Origin of the sequence: Oryzomonas sagensis (assembly GCF_008802355.1) — a bacterium.
Lineage (GTDB): Bacteria > Desulfobacterota > Desulfuromonadia > Geobacterales > Pseudopelobacteraceae > Oryzomonas > Oryzomonas sagensis.
In genome coordinates this window covers 353,076-379,062 of sequence record NZ_VZRA01000001.1, presented here as the reverse complement: position 1 = coordinate 379,062, position 25,987 = coordinate 353,076, and the positions used below count along the sequence as shown (strand labels likewise).

The 25,987-nt window shown below is 64.1% G+C and carries 21 protein-coding genes; 12 read left to right on the top strand and 9 right to left on the bottom strand.

What is annotated here, in order from left to right:
* Nucleotides 1-106: 106 nt before the first annotated feature.
* From leuB to F6V30_RS01705, 8 genes are all read left to right on the top strand, one after another.
* Nucleotides 107-1,195, top strand: coding sequence for a 3-isopropylmalate dehydrogenase (leuB, locus tag F6V30_RS01740; protein WP_151154798.1), 1,089 nt, complete (start codon nucleotides 107-109; stop codon nucleotides 1,193-1,195).
* Nucleotides 1,196-1,407: 212 nt separating this feature from the next.
* Nucleotides 1,408-2,508, top strand: coding sequence for an aspartate-semialdehyde dehydrogenase (asd, locus tag F6V30_RS01735; protein ID WP_151154797.1), 1,101 nt, complete (start codon nucleotides 1,408-1,410; stop codon nucleotides 2,506-2,508).
* A gap of 313 nt (nucleotides 2,509-2,821) precedes the next feature.
* The gene (locus F6V30_RS01730) at nucleotides 2,822-5,194 is read left to right on the top strand and encodes a peptidase U32 family protein (RefSeq protein WP_151154796.1); all 2,373 of its coding nucleotides are present in this window, start codon (nucleotides 2,822-2,824) and stop codon (nucleotides 5,192-5,194) included.
* A gap of 5 nt (nucleotides 5,195-5,199) precedes the next feature.
* The gene (locus F6V30_RS01725) at nucleotides 5,200-5,727 is read left to right on the top strand and encodes a thermonuclease family protein (RefSeq protein ID WP_151154795.1); all 528 of its coding nucleotides are present in this window, start codon (nucleotides 5,200-5,202) and stop codon (nucleotides 5,725-5,727) included.
* Nucleotides 5,728-5,784: 57 nt separating this feature from the next.
* Nucleotides 5,785-6,693, top strand: a complete 909-nt coding sequence (locus F6V30_RS01720) for a respiratory chain complex I subunit 1 family protein (protein ID WP_151154794.1) — start codon at nucleotides 5,785-5,787, stop codon at nucleotides 6,691-6,693.
* A gap of 4 nt (nucleotides 6,694-6,697) precedes the next feature.
* The gene (locus F6V30_RS01715) at nucleotides 6,698-7,342 is read left to right on the top strand and encodes a hydrogenase (RefSeq protein WP_151154793.1); all 645 of its coding nucleotides are present in this window, start codon (nucleotides 6,698-6,700) and stop codon (nucleotides 7,340-7,342) included.
* A 5-nt stretch (nucleotides 7,343-7,347) separates the two neighbouring features.
* Complete coding sequence (locus F6V30_RS01710; RefSeq protein ID WP_151156380.1) at nucleotides 7,348-8,781, top strand: proton-conducting transporter transmembrane domain-containing protein; 1,434 nt, start codon at nucleotides 7,348-7,350, stop codon at nucleotides 8,779-8,781.
* A complete protein-coding gene (locus tag F6V30_RS01705) occupies nucleotides 8,778-10,298 on the top strand; it encodes a hydrogenase large subunit (RefSeq protein WP_151154792.1) in 1,521 nt (506 codons plus the stop codon). Before F6V30_RS01710 ends, F6V30_RS01705 begins: the two co-directional genes overlap by 4 nt.
* A gap of 283 nt (nucleotides 10,299-10,581) precedes the next feature.
* Here F6V30_RS01705 and F6V30_RS01700 read toward each other — a convergent pair whose 3' ends face one another.
* From F6V30_RS01700 to htpX, 7 genes are all read right to left on the bottom strand, one after another.
* On the bottom strand, nucleotides 10,582-12,030 hold the full coding sequence (locus F6V30_RS01700; protein WP_151154791.1) for a transglutaminase-like domain-containing protein: 1,449 nt from the start codon (nucleotides 12,028-12,030) through the stop codon (nucleotides 10,582-10,584).
* A gap of 232 nt (nucleotides 12,031-12,262) precedes the next feature.
* Complete coding sequence (locus F6V30_RS01695; RefSeq protein WP_151154790.1) at nucleotides 12,263-12,475, bottom strand: hypothetical protein; 213 nt, start codon at nucleotides 12,473-12,475, stop codon at nucleotides 12,263-12,265.
* Nucleotides 12,476-12,575: 100 nt separating this feature from the next.
* Nucleotides 12,576-13,502: a diguanylate cyclase gene (locus F6V30_RS01690; RefSeq protein WP_151154789.1), complete on the bottom strand. Its 927-nt coding sequence runs from the start codon at nucleotides 13,500-13,502 to the stop codon at nucleotides 12,576-12,578.
* Nucleotides 13,503-13,512: 10 nt separating this feature from the next.
* Nucleotides 13,513-14,025 (bottom strand): NUDIX hydrolase, encoded by a 513-nt coding sequence (locus F6V30_RS01685; protein ID WP_151154788.1) that lies wholly within the window; start codon nucleotides 14,023-14,025, stop codon nucleotides 13,513-13,515.
* Nucleotides 14,026-14,075: 50 nt separating this feature from the next.
* Nucleotides 14,076-14,741: a ribulose-phosphate 3-epimerase gene (rpe, locus tag F6V30_RS01680; protein ID WP_151154787.1), complete on the bottom strand. Its 666-nt coding sequence runs from the start codon at nucleotides 14,739-14,741 to the stop codon at nucleotides 14,076-14,078.
* Nucleotides 14,742-14,791: 50 nt separating this feature from the next.
* The gene (rsmB, locus tag F6V30_RS01675) at nucleotides 14,792-16,150 is read right to left on the bottom strand and encodes a 16S rRNA (cytosine(967)-C(5))-methyltransferase RsmB (protein ID WP_338042754.1); all 1,359 of its coding nucleotides are present in this window, start codon (nucleotides 16,148-16,150) and stop codon (nucleotides 14,792-14,794) included.
* Nucleotides 16,147-17,004 (bottom strand): zinc metalloprotease HtpX, encoded by an 858-nt coding sequence (gene htpX / locus F6V30_RS01670; protein ID WP_151154786.1) that lies wholly within the window; start codon nucleotides 17,002-17,004, stop codon nucleotides 16,147-16,149. Before htpX ends, rsmB begins: the two co-directional genes overlap by 4 nt.
* Before the next feature lie 181 nt (nucleotides 17,005-17,185).
* On the opposite strand from htpX, the gene ndk reads away from it, so the two are divergent.
* Nucleotides 17,186-17,599 carry a nucleoside-diphosphate kinase gene (gene ndk, locus F6V30_RS01665; protein ID WP_149307196.1) on the top strand — a complete coding sequence of 138 codons (414 nt, stop codon included), beginning with the start codon at nucleotides 17,186-17,188 and terminating at the stop codon, nucleotides 17,597-17,599.
* Between the two features lie 104 nt (nucleotides 17,600-17,703).
* Here the strand turns inward: ndk and miaA are convergent, their stop codons facing one another.
* Together miaA and uvrC are read right to left on the bottom strand one after the other, a co-directional pair.
* Nucleotides 17,704-18,621, bottom strand: a complete 918-nt coding sequence (miaA, locus tag F6V30_RS01660) for a tRNA (adenosine(37)-N6)-dimethylallyltransferase MiaA (protein WP_151154785.1) — start codon at nucleotides 18,619-18,621, stop codon at nucleotides 17,704-17,706.
* On the bottom strand, nucleotides 18,614-20,464 hold the full coding sequence (uvrC, locus tag F6V30_RS01655) for an excinuclease ABC subunit UvrC (protein WP_151154784.1): 1,851 nt from the start codon (nucleotides 20,462-20,464) through the stop codon (nucleotides 18,614-18,616). Before uvrC ends, miaA begins: the two co-directional genes overlap by 8 nt.
* Before the next feature lie 233 nt (nucleotides 20,465-20,697).
* On the opposite strand from uvrC, the gene F6V30_RS01650 reads away from it, so the two are divergent.
* From F6V30_RS01650 to F6V30_RS01640, 3 genes are all read left to right on the top strand, one after another.
* Nucleotides 20,698-21,918 (top strand): ammonium transporter, encoded by a 1,221-nt coding sequence (locus F6V30_RS01650; protein WP_151154783.1) that lies wholly within the window; start codon nucleotides 20,698-20,700, stop codon nucleotides 21,916-21,918.
* A gap of 292 nt (nucleotides 21,919-22,210) precedes the next feature.
* A complete protein-coding gene (locus tag F6V30_RS01645) occupies nucleotides 22,211-25,111 on the top strand; it encodes a tetratricopeptide repeat protein (protein WP_246163127.1) in 2,901 nt (966 codons plus the stop codon).
* A 2-nt stretch (nucleotides 25,112-25,113) separates the two neighbouring features.
* Complete coding sequence (locus F6V30_RS01640; protein ID WP_151154781.1) at nucleotides 25,114-25,953, top strand: LysM peptidoglycan-binding domain-containing protein; 840 nt, start codon at nucleotides 25,114-25,116, stop codon at nucleotides 25,951-25,953.
* Nucleotides 25,954-25,987 lie beyond the last annotated feature (34 nt).

Here is a 25,987-nt window from a genome sequence, read left to right as displayed (position 1 = left end):
AACCGCCCCGTTTTGTTGCCGCTCGGGGCACTTACTGGATACCCGCTGTTGACAAAACAGGGGTATGGAAATTAGTATACTACAGAGACTTACAGAGGAGATTTACATGGCACAGGCGTATAAGATAGCGGTTCTGCCGGGTGACGGCATCGGACCGGAGGTGATGGCCGAGGCGCTGCGGGTTTTGGACGCCATTGAAAAGAAATATCAGGTGACCTTCGAGCGGACCCACGCCAATGTGGGCGGGGCCGGCATCGACAACGAGGGCAAGGCCCTGCCGGAAACCACGGTGAGCATCTGCCGGGCCAGCGACGCCATCCTGTTCGGTTCGGTGGGCGGGCCGAAGTGGGAGACCCTGCCGCCCGACGAGCAACCGGAGCGCGGCGCGCTGCTCCCCCTGCGCAAGATCTTCGGCCTCTACGCCAACCTGCGGCCGGCCATCATCTTCCCGTCCCTGACCGGCGCGTCGTCGCTCAAGGAGGAGGTCATCGGGGGGGGCTTCAACGTCCTGGTCATCCGCGAGTTGACCGGCGGCATCTACTTCTCCCAGCCCAAGGGGATCGAGGGGAGCGGCCGGGACCGGATCGGCGTGGATACCATGCGCTACTCCGTGCCGGAGATCGAGCGCATCGCCCACGTGGCCTTCCAGGCGGCCCGCAAGCGGGGCAAGAAGGTCTGCTCCATCGACAAGGCCAACGTCCTCTCCAGCTCGGTGCTGTGGCGCGAGATCGTCACGACCATCGCCAAGGAATACCCGGACGTTGAGCTGTCCCACATGTATGTGGACAACGCCGCCATGCAGCTGGTGCGCTGGCCCAAGCAGTTCGACGTGATCCTGTGCGAGAACATGTTCGGCGACATCCTTTCCGACGAGGCGGCCATGCTGACCGGCTCCCTGGGCATGCTCCCCTCCGCGTCCCTGGCCGAAGGCAGCTTCGGCATGTACGAGCCGTCCGGCGGCTCGGCCCCGGACATCGCCGGTCAGGGGATCGCCAACCCCATCGCCCAGATCCTCTCGGCGGGCATGATGCTCCGCTTCTCCTTCGGCATGGTCGAGGCGGCCGACGCCATCGACAACGCCGTGGCCACGGTGCTGGACCAGGGGTTCCGCACCCGCGACATCTACCAGAAGAAGGCGGGCGAAAAGCTGGTGAACACGAAGGAGATCGGCGACGCCGTCATTGCGGCACTGTAACCTGAATCCGTGACGCCTGACCGGCTCCTCTCGCTTATCATGCCTCAGTCCAGGCATTGCCGGCCGTGTCTCCGCCGTAGCGGAGGACGCACGGCAAAGCAGGCATGACGCTGAATGGGCGGCGTTGGGCCCCGACATGTCGCTCGTTCCATTGTTCAGTCGTCACGTATTCAGGTGTAACTAATCACATCTTCGGAAAAAAGGAACAGACTATGAAAGTCGGAATCGTCGGTTGGCGCGGTATGGTCGGTTCGGTCCTCATGCAGCGGATGCAGGAGGAAGGTGATTTCGCTACCGGCATCGAGCCGGTGTTCTTCTCCACGTCCCAGGCCGGGCAGCCGGCCCCCATGGACGCCGGCACCCTCAAGAGCGCCGACGATATGGCCGAGTTGAAGAAGCTCGACGTCATCCTCACCTGCCAGGGGGGGGACTACACCAAGGCGGTCCACCCGGAGTTGCGCAAACAGGGGTGGAGCGGCTACTGGATCGACGCGGCCAGTACCCTGCGCATGGAGCCGGAGGCGGTCATCGTCCTCGACCCGGTCAACCGCAACGTCATCGATCGTGCCCTGGCCAAGGGGCAGAAGGACTTCATCGGCGGCAACTGCACCGTCAGCCTGATGCTCATGGGGCTGGGGGGGCTGTTCCGGGCCGGGCTGGTGGAATGGCTCACCTCCATGACCTACCAGGCGGCTTCCGGCGCCGGCGCTCCCAACATGCGCGAACTCCTGGCCCAGAAGGGGGCCCTGCACGATTCGGTCGCGCACCTGCTCAAGGACCCCTCGTCGGCCATTCTGGAGATCGACCGGAAGGTGACCGCCACCCTGCGCAGCGACGCCCTGCCCAAGAAGGAGTTCGGCTACCCCCTGGCCGGGAGCGTGCTCCCCTGGATCGACAAGGAGGTGGAGGACGGCCAGAGCCGCGAGGAGTGGAAAGGGTTTGCCGAGACCAACAAGATCCTGGGCACGACCGCGCCGATCCCGGTGGACGGCATCTGCGTGCGGGTCGGCGCCATGCGCTGCCACAGCCAGGCGTTGACCATCAAGCTGAATAAGGACGTGCCGCTGGCCGACATCGAGCAGTTGATCGCCAACGACAACCAGTGGGCCAAACTGGTGCCCAACACCAAGGCCGACACCCTGGCCCAGCTCACCCCGGCTGCGGTCTCCGGCACCCTGACGGTTCCGGTCGGCCGCGTGCGCAAGATGCGGATGGGACCCCACTACCTGCAGGCCTTCACCTGCGGCGATCAGCTCCTCTGGGGGGCGGCGGAGCCGCTGCGGCGCATGTTGCGGATACTCGTTGAGAAGTAATGAATGAGAACGTGCCTTGTGCGCAAGCCTTGAGCAAGTCTTCGGGCAGCCTTGACCTTGCACAAAACTCACGTTTTTCAGGTAACGTCGGAGCGCCCCTTCATGGGGCGTTTTCTGTTTAACCTAAAGACGGTAGTTATTCACCACAAAGAGCACAAAGGATTCACAGAGTTAACGGCGAAAAGGTACTCACGCAAAAGGAGAGTCCAGCCAATTATGGAATTGTCATATAACTAGCTGGAATCATTATTTGTGTAACTATGTGTACTTTGTGTCTTTGTGGTAAACTATTCTCTTAGGTCTAAGGAACCAAATGTCTATTTCACCACAAAAACCCGAACTCCTGGCCCCGGCCGGGTCTCTGGAATCCTTCTTTGCCGCCATGGAAAAAGGTGCCGACGCGGTCTATGCCGGCATGCGCGATTTCTCCGCCCGGGCCCGGGCCAAGAACTTCACCCTGGGGCAGATGGAACGGATGCTGGCCTATGCCCATGGCCACGGCCGGCGGATCTATATCACCCTCAACACCCTGGTGAATGAGAAGGAGTTGCCGCAACTGGTGGAGACCCTGGCCGCCCTGGCGGGGATGCGGGTGGACGGGGTAATCCTCCAGGATTTGGCCGTGGCCCGACTGATCCGCCGCCACTTTCCCACCATACCGCTTCACGCCTCGACCCAGCTGACCATCCACAACACGGCCGGTGTCAAGATGCTGGAGGAGCTGGGATTCCAGCGGGCGGTACTGGCCCGCGAACTGGCCCTGGACGAGGTGGCGGCCATTGCCGCGGCCACGCCGGTGGAGATCGAGACCTTCATCCACGGCGCCCTCTGCTTCTCCGTCTCGGGGCAGTGCTTCTTCTCCTCCTACCTGGGAGGGCACAGCGGCAACCGGGGGCGCTGCGCCCAGCCCTGCCGCCGCCTGTACAACCATCGCGGCAAAGAGGGGCATTACTTTTCCACCAGCGACCTGTCGGCCATCGACATGCTGCCGGAACTGGCCAAGGCCGGGGTGAAATCCCTCAAGATCGAGGGACGCATGAAATCGGCCGAGTACGTGGCCAGCGTGGTGGAGGCCTACCGCCTGGTGCTGGATGCGCCGGAACGGTCCCGCAAGGAGGCGCTGGGCGCCGCCAAGGAGATCCTGAAATACTCTTTCGGCCGCACCCCGACCAAGGGTTTTCTGGCCTCCCAGCAACCGGACGATATCGCCAACCCGTGGCAGAAGGGGGGGACCGGGCGTTTCGTCGGCCAGATCAAGTCTGTCAAGGGCAACCGCCTGACCTTCGAGAGTCGGGACGCCCTGTATGTGGGGGATCGGCTGCGGGCCCAGCCCAAGAGCGATATGGCCGGCCAGGCGTGGACCGTGCGCGAGCTGTTCGTGGGGCGCAAGAAGGTGATGGAGGCCAAGGCGGGGAGCGTGGTGGAGGTGGAAACGCCTTTCCGTTTCACGGCCGGGGATGCGGTCTACAAGGTCTCTTCCCGCGAGGCCTTCACCCTGAGCGAAAACGCCTGTCTGCGGCGGCTGGAGTCGGTGCAGCGGGACAAGGTGCCGTGCCGGTTGCGGGTCGCCCTGCGCGATGGCGTCATGCACCTGGAGGCCGAGGTCGGCGGCGTGCCGTACCCGTTCCAATTCCCCCTTGGCCCGTTGGAGCCGGCCCGCAGCGGCGACATGCAGGCGGTGCTCCAGGGGCAGTTCGCCAGGACCGGCGAGACCCCTTTTCTGCTGGAAGCGCTGGAGGCCCCCGGCTTTCCGGCGGTGCTGATACCGTCGGCCACCTTCAAGGAGGTGCGGCGGCAGTTCTACCGGCAGTTGGACGAGGCGCTTTCCACCGGGTTCCGGGAGCGGATCGCCGCAGCCCGGGCGGCGGCCCTGCGCGATGTGGCGGCATTTCGCGCCGGCTCCCCCCACGCCGCTCCCAAGGAAACCCTGGCGGTAGTCATGGACCAGCCCAAGGAGTGGCGTTTCCCGCTGCAAAGCGGCGCCGATGCCACGATTCTGCCGCTCTCCCGGGCGGCCATCCACCAGCTTCCCGGGGTTGTCCCCCGCATGCGCGGCTGTGAGGAACGCGTGATCTGGCAACTCCCCTTCATGATCTTCGACCGGGACATGCCCCTGTACCGCGATACCCTGCGCCAGCTGCACCAGGCCGGATTCCGGCGCTTCGAGGCGGCCAACCTCTCCCACTTCCACCTGTTCAAGGGGCTGGCGGACCTGCGCATCTCCACCTGGCACCGCTGTTTTACCCTCAACAGCCAGGCCCTGGCCGCCTGGCAGGAGTTGGGGGCCGAGGCCTGCACCCTCTATATCGAGGACGACGCCGCCAACCTGGCGGAGCTTTTGGCCGCGGGGATCGACGTGGAGCGGCGGGTGATCGCCTATGCGCCGCTGCCGGTCATGACCACCAAGATCCGCATCAAGGACGTGCACAGCAACATTCCGCTTCACTCGGACCGGGGAGAGGCGTATAGTGTCACCAGTCGGGACGGCCTCCAGACCATCTCCGCCGCCACACCCTATTCCCTGACCGCCCGCCACGGCGAGCTGCGCCGGGCGGGGTGCGGCTCCTATGTGATCGACCTGCGCCAGGCGCCCCGGGAGAGTTGGAACGAGATCCTGGCGGCCTTCAAGGCGGGGCGCGAGATCCCCGGCACGACGGAGTTCAACTACGCTGCGGAACTGGTGTGATTTCGATGAAACGGTTTTTCACCGTCCTTGCGCTGTTTCTGTCGGTGGGTGCCGATGCCCATGCGGGCCGCATCATCGACGGGATGGTGCGGGCGGTCTACGATGGCGATACGGTGTTGCTGGCCACGCGGGAGGATAGCCGGCTCAAGGTGCGCCTGTACGGCATCGATGCCCCTGAAACCACCAAGCCGGACAGCCCCGGGCAACCCTTCGGGGAGATCTCCCGGCGGACCCTGATGTACAAGATCATGGGACGCCAGGTTTCCGTGGAGGTCATGGATGTGGACCAGTACCGCCGCACGGTGGCGGTCATCCGCTACGGCGGCCGTGACATCAACCGGGACATGGTGGCTGAAGGTATGGCCTGGGCCTACCGCCAGTATCTGCAGGGGCCGTACGCCTCGGAGTATATCGGCGTGGAGGAGTTGGCCCGTGCCCGGCATAAAGGGCTCTGGCGGGACGCCAACCCGCAACCGCCCTGGGAGTTCCGCCATGCCCGGGAGGGGAGCGGCAGGCGCCGCGGCCGCCGTTAGCACCCTGAATACCGGCCGCACAGGGCACCAGCATCGCAACGGGAGGAACACATTCGGGTGATTGATCTCCTGATCCATCTCGTACTGATCATCCTCATCCCCCCCCTGCTGCCGGGGGTGATCAACCGCACCAAGGCCGCCTTTGCGGGCCGTACCGGTGCGCCGCTGCTCCAACCCTATTACGACCTCTACCGCCTGCTGCGCAAGGGCACGGTCTTCAGCCGCACCACCACCTGGGTGTTCCGGGCCGGCCCGCTAGTGACCCTGGCCGCAACCCTGGCCGCCGCCCTGTTTATCCCCTTAGGCAACCACGCTCCCCCCCTCTCGTTCAACGGCGACATGCTCCTGTTCGTGTACCTGCTGGCCCTGGGGCGTTTCTTCACCACGGCCGCGGCCCTGGACACCGGTTCCAGCTTCGAGGGGATGGGCGCCGCCCGCGAGGTGACCTTCTCCTGCCTGGCCGAGCCGGTGCTGCTGATCACCCTCCTCGTGCTGTCGCGCCTCTCCGGCTCGCTCTCCCTGGCCGGCATCCTGACCCACAGCTCCACCACCCTCTGGCTGGCCTCCGGCGCCTCACTGATCCTCTTGGTGGCGGGCCTGTTCATGGTCCTCCTGGCCGAGAACTGCCGCATCCCCTTCGACGACCCGACCACCCACCTGGAACTGACCATGATCCACGAGGTGCTGGTGCTGGACCACAGCGGCCCCGCCTTCGGCATGATCACCTACGGCGCGGCGCTCAAGCTCTCGATCCTTTCCGCCCTTTTTCTCCATGTGGCCCTGCCGTTGCGGGATGCCGATCCGTATCTGGACTGGCTTGTTTTCGTGATCTCCATGATCCTTCTGGCGGTTGTCATCGGCGTGGTGGAATCCTGCATGGCCCGCCTCCGGCTGACCCGCGTGCCCCAGATGCTCCTGGCGGCCTGCGTCATGGCGGCTTTTGCCATGGTCCTGGTAGTAAGGTGAGGTTATGAGTTCCTTTGCCGACCAATTGCTCGTGCTGGTGCTGCTGATCAACATCCTCATCCTGGGGACCCACCGGGCCCGTGTCGCCATCCGCGCCATTGCCGTCCAGGGGGTCGTCCTGGGGATGATGCCGCTCCTGATCCACCCGGTGCAGGGGCATATCCTGTTGATCACTCTGTTTGTGGTGCTGGCAAAGGGGGTCTGCATCCCCTGGCTGCTCTTCGGCGCCCTCAGCAAGATCGAATTCAGCGAGGACCTGCCGCCGTTTCTCGGTTATGCCGGCAATGTCATCGCCGGCGCCGTGGCCACCGTGATGGCGTTCGTCTTCGCCGCACGGCTCCCATTGGCCCCCCACCACCAGGAGCTGTTGACCGTGCCGGCGGCGTTGGCCACCATTCTGGCCGGGTTCATCGCCCTTGCCAGCCGCCGCAAGGCCATCAACCAGGTCATCGGCTACCTGATGCTGGAGAACGGCATCTTCATCTTCGGCCTGCTCCTGACGGAAGCCATGCCGCTGATGGTGGAGGCGGGGGCGCTCCTGGACCTGATCGCCGGCATCTTCGTCATGGGGATCATCATCAACCAGATCGGCCGTGAATTCTCATCCATCGACACCAGCCGCATGACCGCCCTGCGGGAGGAAGAGTAATGGCGCTGTTTACCCTCCTGGTCCTCATCCCGGTGGCGGGAGCCCTGATCGCCTGGCTGATCCCCTCCAACGTGAAGCGCCCCTGGGTGATGCCGGTGACGGCCTGCCTGCACCTGGCCCTCGTCGTGGCCATCGTCGCCGCCCCGCCGCTCCAGTCCCGCAACGAATGGATCGATCTGGACGCCATAGGCAAGCTGTTCCTGCTTGAGGTGTCGGCGCTCTTCGCGGCCTGCGCCTTCTATTCGGTCAGTTACCTGCACTACCGCCGGGAACGGAACAACCGGGTGCTCTGCATGGGGATGCAGGTCTGTCTCGCCGCCATGTCCCTGGCGGCGGGGGTCCACCACATGGGGCTTTTGTGGCTGGCCATCGAGACCACCACCCTCTCCATGGCCCCGCTGGTCTACTTCAACCGCAACGCCCGCTCCATCGAGGCGACCTGGAAGTACATGCTGATCTGCTCGGTCGGCATCGCCCTGGCGCTTCTGGGCATCTTCTTCCTGGCCTATTCCACGGTGGTGGCCGGACTCCCGCCGTCGCTCCTGCTGGAACCGCTCCAGGGGTATGCGCCCCGCCTGCCGGCCGGATGGCTCGATGCGGCCTTTGTCTTCCTGCTGGTGGGGTATGGGACCAAGATGGGGCTGGCGCCGCTGCACACCTGGAAACCGGACGCCTACGGCGAGGCGCCGGGGCTGGTGGGGGCCATGCTGGCCGGAGGCCTGGCCAACTGCGGCTTTATCGGGCTGATCCGCATCTACCAGATCTGCCTGTCCTCGGGGGATGTGCATTTTTACCGCGCCGCGCTGCTGGGGATCGGGCTCCTGTCGCTCTTCACGGCTGCCGCCTTTCTGGTGCACCAGACCGACTTCAAACGCATGCTGGCCTATTCCAGCGTCGAACACATGGGGCTGTTCGCCGTGGCGCTGGGGCTGGGGGGCAAGGCGCTCTACGGCGCCATGCTGCACCTGATCGGCAACGGCCTGGCCAAGGGGGTCCTCTTTCTGGCGGCCGGCAACATTCACCGGGCCTTTGCCTCCAAGAACCGGGACAGCGCCCGCGGAACCCTCAGGCGCGCCCCGTGGAGCGGCGCTCTGTTCCTGGCCGGGTTTCTCGCCATGACCGGTTCGCCCCCCTTCCTCATCTTCTCCAGCGAATACTCCTTCTTTGTCGCCGCATTCACCCAGGGGTATCCGCTGGTGGGATGGCTGCTGGCGGTGCTGCTGATGGTGGCCTTCCTGGGGATGGCCATGACCGTGCTGCCGGTGGTCTTCGGCGAACCTCCCAGGAACCGGGAGCGGACGAAATACCGTGATACGCCCCTTCTGGTCGGCCCGCCCCTGGCGCTGCTGACGATCCTGGGCGTGGTGGGGGTCTGGCTGCCGCAGCCGCTGTACCGGCTGGTGAACGCCGCCGCGGCGCTCCTGGAGGTCGCCCGATGAGCGACGACAGCATGCTGAATACCCTGGCAAACGGCGAGAGCATCCTGGTGAAGGATGTGCCGGAGACGGCGCTGGAGGTCTTTCTCCAGGGGATCGTGGATCTTACCGGCATGGGATGGCGCATCGCCTCCTACTTCGGCGTGCCTGAACGGGAGGGGGTTGACCTGTGGTGCATCCTGGCGGGGAGCCTGGGGCGCCTGGGCGTCTTCCGCTCGTGGGTGGAAGGGCGCCTGCCCAGCATTACCCCTGTCTGCCCCGAAGCGCATCTGTTCGAACGGGAGATCGCCGAACAGTGCGGCATCCCGGTGGACGACCACCCCTGGTTCAAGCCGGTGCGTTACCAACGGTCGCTCGATCGGGCCCGGGATGCCTGGGGACGGGGAAAGGACGAGCCGATCCTGCCCGGCGTGGGGGACTTCTACCGCATCGGCGGGGAGGAGGTCCACGAGGTTGCCGTGGGTCCGGTGCATGCCGGCATCATCGAACCGGGGCATTTCCGTTTCCAGTGCCACGGCGAGACGGTATTCCACCTGGAGATCGCCCTGGGATATCAGCACCGGGGCATCGAACGGGCGCTGGTCAACGGCCCCCGGGCCGCCTCCATGGCCCAGATGGAGACCATTGCCGGCGACACTACCATCGGCCATGCCACGGCCTATGCCATGATCCGGGAAGGATTGGCCGGCATGGCGCCGCCTCCCCAGGCCGAGGCCATCCGGGCCGTTGCCCTGGAACTGGAACGGCTGGCCAATCATTGCGGCGACCTGGGGGCGTTGGCCGGGGATGTGGGCTTTCTGCCGACCATGTCCTTCTGCGGCAGGATCAGGGGGGATTTTCTCAACATGACCGCCCTGTTGTGCGGCAGTCGCTTCGGGCGGGGGCTGGTGCGGCCGGGCGGTACGTACTTCGGTTGCGAGCCGGGCCAGGCGGCCGAACTGGCGCGACGTCTGGAGGAGGCGAGACGGGACTACGGCGGGGCGGTGGAGTTGCTGTGGGACTCACCCTCGGTCATGGCGCGGTTTGAAAAGACCGGTCGGGTCGGCAGCGACGACGCCCTGGCCCTCGGGTTGGTCGGACCGGCGGTACGGGCCTGCGGCATCGTGCGGGACGTGCGCCACGACCACCCATTCGGCCTCTACCGGTCGTTTCATCCGCCCGTGTGCGTAGAACCGGGGGGGGATGTCCTGGCCCGGGCGCTGGTGCGCTGGAAGGAGTCCCAGGTCTCGATGGAGTTCTGCCTTGACCGGCTCGGTTCGCTGCCGGGGGGCGACTGCCTGTCGGCCTGCGGGCAGGTGGGGAAGGGGCGTCTGGCCGTGGCGCTGGTCGAGGGATGGCGTGGCGAGGTCTGCCACGTGGCCATCACCGATGGGGCGGGAAAATTCCTGCGCTACAAGGTCACGGACCCCTCGTTCCACAACTGGTCCGGCCTGGCCATGGCGTTGCGTGGCGGGCAGATATCCGATTTCCCCATCTGCAACAAGAGCTTCAATCTCTCCTACTGCGGGTTCGACCTTTAGCAGGTTGTTGAAAAACAGCCATCAGGCCTTCATCCTCGAAAGCCGCCTTGTGACTGAGGCCTTTGGCCTCACCCTTCGGGCGCCTTCGCGGTCCAATTTCACGAGTGAAATTGTGCGGCGTAGCGCCCCTCATCCTGTCCTTCTCCCAAAGGGAGAAGGGATACCGTTACCCTCTCCCTCCGGGAGAGGGTGGCCAAAGGCCGGGTGAGGGCCTCCGCGGGGCTTGTCTCGCGGAGGCGACGATCTGACTATTTTTGAACAACCTGGGGTTATCAACAACCTCTTAGTACTTGGCTTCCAGCACCTTGAGGTGAATCCTGCCGATGATGGTGATGATCGGCGCCATATCCTCCGGCAGGTGCCCTTCCAAGAGCTTCAGGTGGGTCGGGTCGGCCGGCACTTGGTCATAGGTCGGATCGATGGCCACCCAGCGCCCGTTCAGCAGGCTCTCGGCCCAACTGTGGTAGAGGAAGCCCTTGCCGTCCAGGTAGACCAGCCCCGACACGAAACGGGTCGGGATGCCGGCCGCCCGGGCCAGGGCCGTGTAGAGACGGGCATGGGTCTGGCAGTTGCCGTTGCGGGATTTGAAGCTGGCAAGCGCGCCCCCCCCGTCTTCCACCGTGTCATGCAGCCAGTCGGAGGTCCATGAGGCCAGCGTCCTGGCGATCTCCAGCGGTTCCTTCTTGCCGGTTGCAAGTTCCTTGGCCTTGGCCGCGATCTCCGGCGCATCGGATTCGATCTTCTCCGCCGGTTTCAGGTAGCTCTCCTGGGGAGTCGCCGGTTTGCCCTGGGCCGCCGTTTCCGGAACGGCCCCCCCGGTTTTGATGACGATCCTGCCCTCGCCGCTCTTCTCGACCGTCTGGCCGCCATCCCGCCGGAGCGGCAGATTGTCGTTCCAGCCGCTGATTTCCACACTGAGGCCGGTCAGCTTCTTGGAATCCCTGATGGGCGGTTCGGCACGCACCAGGCTGAAATCATAGATCAGGTCCTTCTTGGCCAGGGCCAGTCCTCCCACAAACGAACCGAGCTGCTTGGGCTCCTCGGCCCTGGTGATCACCAGGCCGTCCCGCACCGATTCCCGAAGGGTGTTCCCCTGGTCGTCCACCCAGATGTCGTTGTTGACGAAGGGGTACAGGTTGTTGCGCAACTTGAGGGCCGGCTGGGAGTCGGGCGTCTTCTCCTGCCCCAGGACGCTGATCTTGACCTCCTTGATCTTGACCTCCTCGGGATCAAAGGTCAGGGTGGTGAAGGATTTGCCGGGAGAGGGGTCGCGCATCAGGGGGTAGAGGTTGAGCACTGGTCCGGGATAGACCTCGCCTTTGTATTTGAGCTGTTTTTCCGTTTTCTTGCCGTTGGCCACGCTGGTGATGCGCATGATGTTGCTCGCAACCTTGCCGGAGATGCGCGAGGCGCTGCCGTTGATGGCCTGCTCCACCTCGAAGGAGCGCAGGGCGAGGCCTTTGCCCACCAGATAGGTCTCGCGCATCGACGATTCCTTGGAAAAGCCCATGACCTTCATGCGCACACTGCCGTCACCCTCGATCCGGTAGCCATCGGGGGCCTCGGAGATCGCCTGGCGATAGAAGCCGACCCGCTCGTTGTCCACATAGATCCCGAACCAGCGTTCCGAAAGCGGCGGTTTGTCCAGTTTTTTGAACGGGGCGGCCGCGGCAGGGAATACGGCGGTCAGGGTGAAGGCCAGGGTAATGAGTACACGGAGGGCTATTTTCATGAATGCTCCTTTTTTCGAGAAGGGGTGGGGCAGATGGTGCTGTTGGAGCTGCCGATGCTGCGCCACGGGTGATGGCTGCATGCGGTAGTCCCCTTCGCCGCAGGGAATGCAGGGAAGACGGAAGAAATCGGCATTCGGTTACAACAGATCCGGCGGGTCGTTCAAAAAAGTGGATACTTTTTCCGCATTCCGGTTGTGCCCTGCGGCTGGCGTATGTCCGGCCGCCCGGATGCTATTCGGTAAAAAAGGGCGTTTTCTCCGCTTCCGGGTGTGGCTCGGCACGCTTCAGTCGGCACTGATTCGTCGCGGTATCGTTAGCGCCGCTCGTTTCGGTCCCGGCCTGGCGCGCCAACGACGCTGCGTAGGCCAGCAGGTCATCCCTGCCCGTGGCGGTCAATCTGCGGTATTCGGCAATCAGCCGTTGTTCGTCGAGGGTCAGCTCCATGTCCAGCTCTCCTTCTGATCGTGTAGGGTTTACTGCCCGGGGTGCCGCAGTGGTGTGCCATGCCGGTGACCTGAGCGCACTGGACACGAATAAAACCTGTTCAGAGGGTGTTGGTGAGGTATTCCACCCGGTTTCTGCCGTTGGCCTTGGCCCGGTAGAGGGCGTCGTCGGCCATCTTGATGAAGTTGTCGACCGTTGCGCCTTCGGGGGTCGGCAGCGTGGCGATCCCCATGCTGACGGTGATCGCCAGGGAAGAGAGCGCCCCGTTGAACTTGGTCCCTTGGACCGCCTGGCGAACCCGCTCGGCAACGAACAGGGCCTCCTTGAGCGTGGCGTCCGGCAGGAGGGCGACGAACTCCTCGCCGCCGTAGCGGGCGGCGATGTCGTAGCTGCGGAGCTCTTTCTGGAGTTGGAGCGCCACCTTGTTCAGCACGATATCGCCCTGCAGGTGGCCGTAGGTGTCGTTGACCTTTTTGAAATGGTCGATGTCGAGGATGATCAGGGAGAGGTTGCCCCCCTTGCGGAGACTGCGCTGGAACTCCTTCTCAAGGGCCTCCATCAGGTAGCGCCGGTTGAAGAGGCCGGTCAGGTGGTCGGTGTTGGACAACTCCAGCAGGAGCTCGTTGGTCCGTTTGAGGTCGTCCTGCAGGTGCTTGATCTTGAGATGGACCTTGACCCGCGCCACCAGCTCCTCGGGATCGAAGGGCTTGGTGATGTAGTCGCTGGCCCCCTGTTCGAGCCCCTTGAGCTTCAATTCCCGATCGTTCATCCCGGTCAGGATGATGACCGGCACATCCTGCAGGTCGGGGCGCGCCTTGATCATATTCAGGAATTTGAAACCGTCGATGCGGGGCATCTCCAGGTCGCAGAGAATGACATCCACCGGGGAGGAAAGCAGCTTCTTGAAGCCCTCCAGGCCGTCGTCCGCCTCGTGGTAGCGGGAGAACAGCTCATACGACTCCAGCGTGTGGATGATCCGTTCGCGAACGGTATCCGAATCGTCTATGATCAAAACGCTGTTGGACATGCGGGTATATTTACTCCAATTTACCATCAAACACAATTTCTAAAAACTGGGCCAGAATGGCCGCGGTCAAGCCCCAGATGTCGTCCCCGCGAAAGTCGTAGTGGCGCAGCATGAGGGACTCCCCCTGCCACTGGCGCGGCTCCATGCGCAGGACCGTAGGGTCGAGGAAATGGGCGATCGGCGCTTCGATGAGGCGGTCGATCTCGTCCGGATTGACGGCGTAGGGGTAGTCTCCCGGGATGACCCCCACGAGAGGGGTAACCAGATAGTGGTGGATGGAGTAAAAATCGTCCAAGGCCCCCAGGATCTCCACGTGGGAGGGATGGATGCCGACCTCCTCCCAGGTCTCGCGCAGGGCGCCCTGCTCCGGCTCCTCCTCCGGGTTGAGGGCGCCGCCGGGAAAGGAGATCTCCCCGCCGTGGTGCAACAGATGGCCGGTCCGTTTGGTGAAGAGCAGGTGGTAGTCGTTGTTGCGCAGGAAGAGCGGCAGCAGCACCGCGGCGGGTACCGGCCCCGCCTCCATGGTCCTGCGGCTGCGAGCCGCCAGGGCTGCGCGAACGCGCTCCGGCAGGTTCAGAGCAGCGTCTCCCTGGCCAGGCGCTTCATCTCGGCGATGGTGGCGGCGTAGTCCGGGCTGCCGAACACGGCGCTGCCTGCCACGAAGACATCCGCCCCGGCATGGGCGATGCGGGCGATATTGGCGGTCTTGACGCCGCCGTCCACCTCGAGTTCCGCCTCGCCGCCGCGCCGGTCGAGCATGGCGCGCAGGGCCTGAATCTTGGGCAGACACGCCTCGATGAAGCTCTGGCCGCCGAAGCCGGGGTTGACGGTCATCAGCAACACCAGGTCCAGGTCGCCAAGCACGAACTCCAGGGCGTTGAGGGGTGTCGCCGGGTTGAGGGATACACCGGCCCTCTTGCCCAGGGACCGGATCAACTGCACGGTGCGGTGCAGGTGGTGGACCGCCTCGGCGTGCACCACGATGATGTCGGCGCCGGCGGCGGCAAAGTCCGGGATGTAGCGGTCGGGGTTTTCGATCATCAGGTGCACGTCCAGCGGCAGGCTGGTCACCCGGCGGGCCGCCTCCACGATCAACGGGCCGATGGTGATGTTGGGGACAAAGTGACCGTCCATGACGTCGATATGGATGTAATCGGCGCCGGCGGCTTCCACGGCGCGGATTTCATCGCCGAGACGGGAGAAGTCGGCCGAGAGGATCGAAGGGGCGATTTTTTTCATGTGTTTGAGACCTCGGAAAAATTTTGCCGTGGCAGATTGCATTTCAATGGTTATAACTTGCGCAGCCGCGCCGCGAAGAAGCCGTCCATGTTGTGGCGGTGGGGCCAGGCGCGGAACATCCCTTCGGCCGTGAACAGCTCCCGATTGTCCGGGAAAAGTCCGTTCAGGTCTTCTAGCACATAATCGGGGTGGCGCGAAAGGAAATCCTGCACCACCTGCTCGTTCTCCTCCCGGGAGGTGGAACAGGTGGAATAGACGAGAATGCCGCCGCTTTTCACCATGGTCGCGGCATTGGCGCACATGGCCTTCTGGGCCGCGGCCAGGCGCAGGATATCGTCCGGCGTGAGCCGCCACTTTGCCTCGGGATTGCGGCGGATGACCCCCAGGCCGGAGCAGGGGGCGTCCAGGAGAACCCGGTCGAAGGTCCCGGCGGGAAAGGTCTCGGGGCGGTGCAGGTCAACGGTGGCGACGGCGAGGCAGTCGATGCCGAGCCGCTGGGCCGCCTCCCGGATCACCGGAAGCTTGGCGCGGGAGATGTCCGTGGCCAGCAGTTCGCCGCGGTTTGCCATCAACTGCGCCAGGTGGGTCGCCTTGCCGCCCGGTGCGGCGCAGCAGTCCAGCACCCGCTCCCCCGGCTGCGGTGCCAGGAGCAGGGCGACCATCTGGGATGCCTCGTCCTGCACACAGAACAGGCCCTCCCGGTAGCCGGGCAGGGTGGGGATCTGGTGCCGCCCCTCCACCTGGATGCCGTGGGGGGAGTGGGCGCAGCGAACCGCGGACACGCCGTCCTCGGTGAAAAGGCGCAGCAATTCGTCCCGCGTCGTCCGCAGGGTGTTGGTGCGTAGGGTCAGGGGCGGTTGCCGGGACGACGCCTCGGCCAGGGCCTCTGCTCCCGGGCGATCGAGCTGGCCGAGCCACTGGGCTACGAGCCATTCCGGCTGGGAGTGGCGGGCGGCCAGGGCCGCGGCCGGGTTGGCGGCGGGATCGGGAAAGGTGAGGCCGTCCTTGCGGCGCAGGTAAGTGCGCAGCACGGCGTTAATCAGGCCGCCGGCGCGGGGCACCATCTCCCTGGCCAGGTTGACCGACTCGTTGACGGCGGCGGATTCGGGAATCCGGTCCAGGTAGGCCAGCTGGTACAGTCCCAGGCGCAGGATCGCCACAACCTGGGGCTGCAGCGTATCGAGCGGTTTCTCCACGAGTTGCGCCAGGATGTGGTCGAGGCTGCCCCGGCGGCGGAGCACGCCGAAGACCAGTTCCGGGAACAGCCCCCGGTCCGGGCCGGTCAGGTGTCCCTTCTCCAGTTCGTGGTCGATGAGCCGGTCGGCGAAGCCCCCCTCCTTGGCGATGCGGAGCAGGACCCGGCAGGCGGCTTGACGGGGGTTGGCGGTGCTGGGGGCCAGGGCGCTCAATAGCTGTGCGTCCGCGACATGTCCTGCAGGCGCGCCACCCGCTCAGGGATGGGGGGATGGGTGGAGAAGAGGGTCATCAGGCCGTCGCCGGTCAGGGGGTTGACGATGAACATGTGGGCCGTGGCTGCATTGGCCTCCATGGGGATGCGCTGGTTGGCCATCTCCAGTTTTTGCAGGGCGTTGGCCAGGGAGAGCGGATTGCCGGAGATGCTGGCCCCGCCGGCGTCGGCGCCGAATTCCCGCGACCGGGAGATGGCCATCTGCACCAGCATGGCGGCGATGGGGGCCAGGATGGCCATGAGGATCATGCCGAAGACGCCGCCACCCCCCTCGTCGTCGTCGCGCCGGCCGCCGCCGAAGATGGCGGCCCATTGGGCCATGTGGGCCAGATAGGTGATCGCCCCGGCAAAGGTGGCGGCAATGGTCGAGATGAGAATGTCCCTGTTCTTGACGTGGGCCAGCTCATGGGCCATGACCCCGGCCAGTTCATCGTCCCCCAGGATGCGCATGATCCCGGTGGTGGCGGCCACGGCGGCGTGCTCCGGGTTGCGGCCGGTGGCAAAGGCGTTGGGGGTGTCGGAGTCGATCAGGTACACCTTGGGCATGGGCAGGTTGGCCCGCTGGGCCAGGCGGCGCACGATCCCGTAAAAGCGCGGGTCGTCCGCCTCCTCGATCTGGCGGGCGCCGTACATGGAGAGGACCACCTTGTCCGAGAACCAGTAGGAGAAGAAGTTCATGCCGGCGGCCAGCAGAAAGGCCATGGTCATGCCCCCCCTGCCACCAATGGCGGCCCCGATGGTCACCAGGAGGACGGTCAAAAGCCCCATGAGCAGTGTCGTCTTCAGCATATTCATCAGAGTACCTCGCAACGTGCAAAATAAGCAGAACAGATCTGTCCCATCATCATAAACATTGCCGCCGAAAAGCGCAAGGGGAGGGCGGGCGAGGAGGGCCTAACCGGTTAAATAAACTTGACAAGTGGACCATGGCGATGCTATGTAATTCGATCACATTTTGAGACTATTGGAGGAAACAATGGAACGTACATTCGCCATCATCAAGCCGGACGCCGTCGAGCGCAAGCTGGCCGGAAAGATTCTGGACAGGATCGAGGCCAACGGCTTCGCCATTCGCGGCATGAAGAAGATCAAGATGACCAGGGAGCAGGCCGAAGGTTTCTACTACGTGCACAAGGAGCGCCCTTTCTTCAACGACCTGTGCGCTTTCATGTCCCGCAGCCCGGTGATCGTGCTCTGCCTGGAGAAGGACAACGCCATCGCCGACTGGCGTACCCTGATGGGCGCCACCAATCCGGCCAACGCCGAGGCGGGCACCATCCGCAAGGACTTCGCCATCAACATCGAGGAAAACTCGGCCCACGGTTCCGATGCTCCCGAAACGGCCGCCTTCGAGATTCCCTACTTCTTCAACGCATTCGAACTGGTGTAATCCCGTTTTTTCCTGAAGCCGATCGGAAAAGGCCCTTCGCTTGAAGGGCCTTTTCTTTTTGTGAATCGTGAATAGTGAATGGTGAAGGTCCGTGTTTTTATTCACTATTCACGCCTCTCCCCGACGATCCGCCGCGCCTCGGCCAGCGGGTCCCCCGCCCCGTCCACCCAATGGATGGCCACCCCGTTTTTCTCCATCCTGCGGAACCAGGTTTCCTGGCGCTTGGCAAAGTCGTGGATGGCGCTGTTCAGTTTTTGGAACAGGTCGTTCCGCGTCAGTTCCCCCCGTAGCAGCATTCCCACGTAACGGTACTCCAGGCCATAGTAATCCAACCGCTCCCAGGGAATGCCGCCATCGTGGAGTCGTTGCACCTCCTCGATCATGCCGCTGCCCAGCCTCTGTCGCAGGCGCTCCGTAATCCTGCGCCGCAGTTCGGCCCGCTCCCAGCGGATGCCGATCACCAGGGGGCGAATGGCGGGGAACGGCTCGGGCGCCGTGCGCCTCCCCTGTTCGTGGCGGGCGATCTCGATGGCGCGGATGGTGCGCTGTCGGTCCGCCAGGTCGGTGCTGTTGTGCTGCTCCGGCCGCAGTCCCCGCAGCATGGCCGCCAGTTCGACGTCGCTCCGTAGGGCCAGCTCCGCCCGCAGGGCCGGGTCCTCGGGCACTTCCACCAGGCGGTAGCCACGCAGGGCCGCGTCCAGGTACATGCCGGTGCCGCCGCACAGAAGCGGCAGGCGGCCGCGGGCCGCGATCGACTCGAACGCCTCGATAAAGAGGCGCTGGAAGGCGAAGACGCTGAACTCCTCTCCGGCGTCCAGGATGTCGATCAGGTGAAAGGGGATCGCGCCGTACTCGTGCAGGTCCTTGCCGGAGCCGATATCCATGCCGCGGAACACCTGGCGCGAATCGGCCGAGATGATCTCGCCGTTCATCTCCCCGGCCAGGGCCACGGCCAGGCGGGTTTTGCCCGAGGCGGTGGGGCCGAGGATGGTGAGGAGGTTGAAGGGGGGCGTGTCAGTCATGGGCGGCCTCCTCCCCGTGCAGCCCCGCAAAGACCGTTGCGGCGATGGTGGGGTTCATCCCCGCCACCGCGGCGATCTCCGCCACGCTTGCCTCCTTCAGCCGTTGCAGGCTGCCGAAGTGCCTGAGCAGGGCGGTGCGCCGCTTGGCGCCGATGCCGGGGATCTGTTCGACGCCCGAGGCGAGCCCCTCCTTGCCGCGCAGGGTGCGGTGGTAGCCGATGGCAAAGCGGTGGGCCTCGTCGCGGATGGCCGCCAGGAGCAGCAGCGGGGCCGAGTTCTGGCGCAGCACCACCGGGTTCTTGCGTCCCGGCAGGAAGACCCGCTCGTCGCTCTTCTCGATGGTGGCCGATGCCGCGTCCCGGGCCGTGCGGCTCTTGGCCAGGGATACCAGGTCGAAGCGCCCGGTCAGCCCCAGGCCGGCGACGATCTCCTGGGCCGCGTTCAATTGGCCGATGCCGCCGTCGACCACCACCAGGTCCGGGAGCCCCGCCTCCGCCACCTTCTCCTCGCGGAACCGGCGGGAAAAGACCTCGGCCAGCATGGCGAAATCGTCCTGCCCCTGCACGTCGCGGATGCGGTAGCGGCGGTAATGGGCCTTGTCCGGCCTGGCGTCGGTGAAGGCGACGCCGCTCCCCACGGAGTGGCGTCCCTGGATGGTGGAGATGTCGTAACACTCGATCCGGTGGGGGAGGCGCGCCAGGTGCAAGCGTTGCCGCAACTCCTCCAGCACCGCCTCGGCCGACGCGGCGGCCTCGTCCCGTTCGCGCAGGGCGGCCGCGGCATTCTTGCCGGCCAGTTCCACCAACTCCCGTTTGAGGCCCCGCTGGGGATGGGCGATGGCGACCTTTTTCCCCTTGGTCTCGCCCAGCAGTTCGGCGAGCGTCCCGGCCTCCTCGATCGCCAGCGGCAGCAGAATCTCTTCGGGGATGAACGTCTCGCCGCCATAGAACTGGTGCAGGAACGACGATAGCCCCTCGGCATCGTCCAACTCCCAGGTCAGGCTGAACAGGCGGCTGCCGCTCAGCAGCCCGCCCCGGATGAACAGGAGCGCCACCTCCAGTCGGGTCCCGTCGCGGAAATACCCCACAACGTCGCTGTCCCCGCCCCCCCGTACGACCACCTTCTGTTTTTCCACCGTGACCTCGATGGAGCGGAGCAGGTTGCGCCAGCGGGCCGCCTCCTCGTAACGCAGCGCCTCGGCCGCCTCGGCCATGCGCCGCTTGAATTCCGCCACCAGCTGTTTGCCCTTCCCCTCCAGGAACAGGGCGGCACCCTCCACGAGGGCGGCATAGTCGGCCACGGAGATCAGGCCGTGGCAGGGGGCGCTGCACTGGCCGATCTGATGATAGAGGCAGGGGCGCTTGCGGGCCATGCAGGTCTTGAGCGGGTAATGGCGCAGCGGAAACATGCGGGTGATCTGGCGCAGCACCTCCCGCGCCGCCGAGGCCGATGCATAGGGGCCGAAATAGCGGGCGCCGTCGCGGGGCACCTTGCGCACGATACTGAAGCGGGGGAATTCCTCCCGCGGGTCGAGGCGCAGGGAGAAGTAGGTCTTGTCGTCCTTCAGGTCCAGGTTGTAGCGGGGGTGGTGCTGCTTGATGAGGGTGTTCTCCAGGAGCAGCGCCTCTTTTTCGGTGTCGGTGAGCATCACCTCGATGTCGGCCACCTTGGCCACCAGAAACCTGACGTGGTAGCGGCCGTCGCCGGTTGCGCCGAAATAGGTGCGTACCCGCTGGCGCAGGTTGCGGGCCTTGCCCACGTAGATGATCACGCCCTTCCCGTCGCGCATCAGGTACACGCCGGGCGAGGTGGGCAGCTGCCGTATTTTGTCCTCAAGGCTCATGCCGCAATAGTACCGGCTTATGCCCGGAATGAAAAGCCCATCGTTTGGCTGATGGTTGCATAAATATTATGCATAAGCCTATTAAATAGGCATTAAGCTGAGGTGCGTGTGTGTATGAATTTAATTATTACGGTATGTTACGATGTAAAACGACATGGACGCTATTTTGCATGCGCCACACAGTTTGCCCAACGGCGGGCATATTTCACGAATACCAATGGGGGTAGTCGAGCATGGAGACCATGTCAACGGTGACTGGCTTGAAGAGTAGCGGAGATGTGCTTTTTCTGATGTTGGGGGCGGTGATGGTCTTTGCCATGCATGCCGGGTTTGCTTTCCTTGAGGTGGGCTCGGTGCGCAAAAAGAACCAGGTCAACGCCTTTGTCAAGATTCTCACCGACTGGTCGGTTTCCACGATCGTCTATTTCGTGGTCGGTTTTCCGGTCGCCTACGGCATCTCCTTTCTGAAGCCGGCCGAAGAGTTGCTGGGCAAGACCCAGGGGTATGACCTGGTGCATTACTTCTTCCTGCTCTGTTTCGCCGCCTGCATCCCGGCCATCATCTCCGGCGGCATTGCCGAACGGGCCAAGTTCTGGCCCCAGGTCTTCGCCGGCGCGGTCTTCGCCGGGCTTTCCTACCCGCTGTTCGAATCGCTCATCTGGGGCAAAAACAGTTCCCTGCTGCAAGGGATTTTTAAGGGCATCGGCGGTGCCGAGTTCCATGATTACGCCGGATCGGTGGTGGTGCACTCCATCGGGGGCTGGATCGCCCTGCCGGCCGTACTCGTCCTCGGACCGCGCATGGGGCGCTATATCCAGGGCAAGTCCCATCCGCTGCCCATCAGCAATATTCCCTTTCTGGCACTGGGCTCCTGGATACTGGCGGTGGGGTGGTTCGGCTTCAACGTCATGAGCGCCGGCAACCTGGAGAAGATCTCCGGCCTGGTGGCGGTCAATTCCCTGATGGCCATGGTGGGCGGCGTGCTGGCGGCCCTGGTGGCGGGCAAGAACGACCCCGGTTTTGTGCACAACGGCGCCCTGGCCGGCCTGATCGCCGTCTGTGCCGGCAGCGACATCATGCACCCCCTGGCTGCCTTTGTGGTGGGATGTGTCGCATCGGTCATCTTTGTGTACGGTTTTCACTGTGAGCAGGAGGTGCTGAAGATCGACGACGTCCTGGGGGTCTGGCCGCTGCACGGCGTGATCGGCTCGTGGGGCGGCATCGCCGCCGGCATCTTCGGGCAAAAGGCCTTGGGCGGCATGGGTGGGGTGACCTTTGTCTCCCAGATTGCCGGCAGCCTTTCGGCCATCGTCTTCGCCCTGGTCAGCGGCTTTGTGGTCTACGGCATCCTCGGCAAGACCGTGGGTATCCGCCTCAGCCAGGAACAGGAGTATGCCGGAGCCGACCTGTCCATCCACAGTATCGGCGCCTATCCGGAGGATCATGTCCGGTGATCGTCGAAACGTGCCCGGCTTTCCCGCTCGGGGCCGTCTAACACATGGAAATAACCTTTTCTTTCGTTGACAAGGCCACGGAGAGATGCTATCTAAAAGGCATTTTACCTGACATTTCGCAGCTCTCCGTGCGCCTTAGCGCCGCGTCCTGGCCAAGAAGAGGTTACTTGCCGTGATTTCAATGAAATTTTGCCGCAATATTCTGTTTCGGCTTTTCCTCGTAGTGGCAATAATTTCAACGCTCATTGTCCCTCCCGGATTCTGTCAGGAAACTGAAGACTCCCAGATCTTCATGGCGGGCTTCAACGCCTATCAGCAGAAAAACTATCCCGCCGCCATCAAGAGGATGAACGAGGTACTGCAAAAGTACCCCGACTCTCCCCTGCGTGACATGGCCATATTCTGGCTCTCCCGCTCCTACTACAAAAACGGCAATCTTCAGGACGCCGCCCGCAACATGTCCCGGTTCGCCAAGGAATATCCCGACAATCCCCTGAGGGCGACCGTGGAGGATGAACTCCTCGCCTTGACGGCCCGCTATGACAGGGGGGAAACGATAACGGCCGGCGAGGCGCCTGCAAAACAGGCCCAGGCACCGCAGGTGAAGCCGGTAGTTGCCCCGCCGGTCCGACAGCAGGCCGAGCAGGAGCAGCAGGCGAAAGAGCAGGCCGCCAAGGCCGAGCTTGCCAAACAGCAGACGGAAAAGGAACGTCTCGCCAAACAGCAGGCGGATCAGGAACGCCAGGCCGCCGAGAAGGCTGAGCAGGAACGGCTGGCGAAAGAACAGGCCGCCAAGGCCGAGCTTGCCAGGCAGCAGGCTGAACAGGAACGTCTCGCCAAGCTGAAGGCCGACCAGGAACGCCAGGCCGCCGAGAAGGCGGAGCAGGAACGGCTGGCGAAGGAACAGGCTGCCAAGGCCGAGCTTGCCAAACAGCAGGCTGAACAGGAACGTCTCGCCAAGCTGAAGGCCGAGCAGGAACGCCTGACCGCCGAGAAGGCGGAACAGGAACGGCTGGCGAAGGAACAGGCCGCCAAGGCCGAGCTTGCCAAGCAGCAGGCTGAACAGGAACGTCTCGCCAAGCTGAAGGTCGAACAGGAACGCCTGGTAGCCGAGAAGGCTGAGCAGGAACGTTTGGCCCAGGAACAGGCCGCCAAGGAGCAGCTTGCCAAACAGCAGGCCGGAATGGAACGCCTTGCGAAGCAGAAGGCCGACCAGGAACGCATGGCGATCGAAAAGGCCGAAGAGGAAAAACTGGCGCAGGAAAAGAATGTTCAGGCACAGGCTGTCCAGGAAAAACAGGTAGCCGAACAGGCTGAAATCATGCGCCTTGCCCGTGAAAAGGCCGAGCAGAAACGCCAAGCGATTCTCAAGGCCGAGGAAGAGAGCAAAACAGCCGAACAGGCTGCCCAGCAGCATCAGGTGGCGGTACAGGCCGAGCGTGAACTGTTGGCGGCGAAGAAGGCTGGGGAAGAGCGGGCCGCTGCCGAGGCGGGTGCGGCTCAGCAGCAGGCGGCAGCCAGAGCTGAAGAGCAGCGCCAAACCCAGGCCCGCCAGGCAGAGGAGAAGACACGTGCCGAAAAGGCGCTGCTGCGTGAAAAGGCCATAGCCCAGTACAAATCAATCATCGAAACCTATCCCGGCAGCAGCGCGGCCGTCACGGCCGCCGCCAAGCTGAAGGCATTGGGGGTCGCGGTCGCCCTGCCGCCCCAGGCCGCTGCGGTTGAGCGCCAGGAAAACGCGCAGGTCCTGAAATTTGAAGTGGGGCAGTACGTCGGTTTCGAATTCAATCTCTTGGCCCAGCCCAAGGCATACGAGGTAGCTCACCGGGCCGGCATACCGTTCGAGGTCATCAACCGGGGCAACGGCAGCGATTCCTTTGTGCTGGAATCGGCCTTCCCGGCTGAATTCAAGGCCGAGTTCGCCGCCGCCGGCGCACCCGAAAAGGGGATCAGGGAAACGCCGAGACTGGCTCCGGGCGAGGTATTCCGGGGTGTGGTGAGTTTCGAGATTCCCGCCGCCAGCATCGACGGCTTGAAGATCACGCATCCCGTCAAGGCCGCCTCTACCCTCATGGCCGAGGCGAGCCAGTCGCGCGAGGTCGCCATGACCGCCTCGGCCCCGCTTCTGCGGGCCGTGCTGAAGGCCGACAAAACGCACCTCCTGCCGGGCGGACAGGTCGTCTACCGCATCGTCGTCCTCAACATCGGGACCATGGCCGCCAGGGACGTCACCCTCAACCTGAATTATCCCCCGCAGCTTGAGCCGCTCGATTATTCCGCCACCGGATTCAAACAGGGGATGAAGTCCGTGATGGTCACCGACGGGCTGCAGATCAAGTCCGGGGAAAGCAGGGAGTTCAGCGTCGCCTTCCGTTTGAAGGACGATTCCCTGGCCGGTCAGGAATTGATCACCCGTGCCGAGCTGGTGAACAACCCGCTCCAGAGCACGGCGGTGTTCGTCTCCAATCTGGCCTCCGTCGATCCGCAGCACGGCATCAGGGTCCACACCGCTTCCGAGCGGCAGGTGGTCATCCCGGGCCAGACCATGACCATTCCGTTCGTGGTGGCCAATACCGGCAACGTGAGCGAGAAATACCGGATCGCCTCGAACTTGAAGACGGCCCCGGACATGGTCATCTACCACGACATCAACCGCGACGGCATCCATCAGGCGAACGAGCCGGCCATCACCGAGATCGGCCCGCTGGCGCCCAAGGAAGAGGCCGCCATCATCGTGGAGGTCAAGACCCCGCGGAGCGTTGGCGACGGGACGGAAGACAGCGTGCAGCTCACCTTCACCCCTGAAGGGGATGCGGCCCGCCCGGCCGTGGCCTCCGCCCGCCTGTTCTACTCGCGTCCGGTGCTGAAACTGGCCATCGCAGCCCGGGACGGCCGGCTCAAACCGGGAGAGGTGGCGTCCTTCGACCTGATGGTCACCAATAGCGGCTCCAACCTGGCCCGGATCGTGGAACTCCAGAGCAGTTGGCCCGAGCAGCTTGAACTGGTCGGCGCCGATCCCGCCAACAGTGCCGCCGCCAACGGGAATATCCTCTGGAAGTTCAAGGAACTGGGCGCCGGAGAGAAGAAGGCCATCAAGGTCTCGTTCAGGGTCAAGCACGGCATCGGGGTCGGCACGAATATCCAGGTCAAGAACATCATGACCTATGAAGATCAACTGGGGAACAGGTACTGAATATGGCGCGACGCCCATGGGGAACTGCCGCAGCAGCGCTGATTTTTTCGCTTGCCGTCGTACCGGCGTGGGGTGAACAGCAGTATCTCTATACGCCCAAGCCGGTTGGCCCGGAAGAACAGGGGCAGGGCAAGGACGGCATCCTGGTCCGTGAGGTGCCGGTGGAGAAGGGGGATACGCTCTCCGGCATTTCCCGCAGGTTCAGCGGCCATGGTTCCTACTATCCCCAGATACTGCTCTTCAACGATGTGAAAAACCCGAACCTCATCTACGCCGGTTCGACCCTCAGGGTCCCGGTGAGCGCGGGGCAGGCGGCCGCGGCAGAGCCTTCCGAGGCACAGCCGACCCCCGCGGCCCGGAAAAAGAGCGTCCGGCATGCCGGACGCAAAAAGGCGTCTCGCGCTGTTCAGCCTCCGTCCGCCGCAGTGCCTGCCAAGCGCAAACAGCAGTCGGCAACCGGCAAGGCCCCTGGCGACCGCTCCATGGATCTTTCCCCCAGCGATCTGAAACAGTTGGACAGCGGTCGGGAGAAGAAGGCGGAGCTGCGGAAAAAGGCCGCGCCCGAGGCGCGCAATCGTGGTGTGGAAGGGCGGCAGAAGGCCAAACAGCCGGTGGGCGAGGAGCGGGTTACCAAGAGCGTCCCGGCATCTGTCCCGGCGGCAACGGGCGAGGACGCCGGTCAGAAGCTGTTCGCCCAAGCGGTCAAGGCCTACCGCCAGGATGACTTCCGCGGAGCCCTGGAACTGTTCGACCGTTTCCTGGCAAAGAACCCCGGCTCACCCTTGGCGGCCGATGCCAGCCTGTACAAGGCGGAGTGTTATCTGAAGCTCTCCAGCCAGTAGCAGTGTCACTCATGGAACAATACAAAACCGCCGT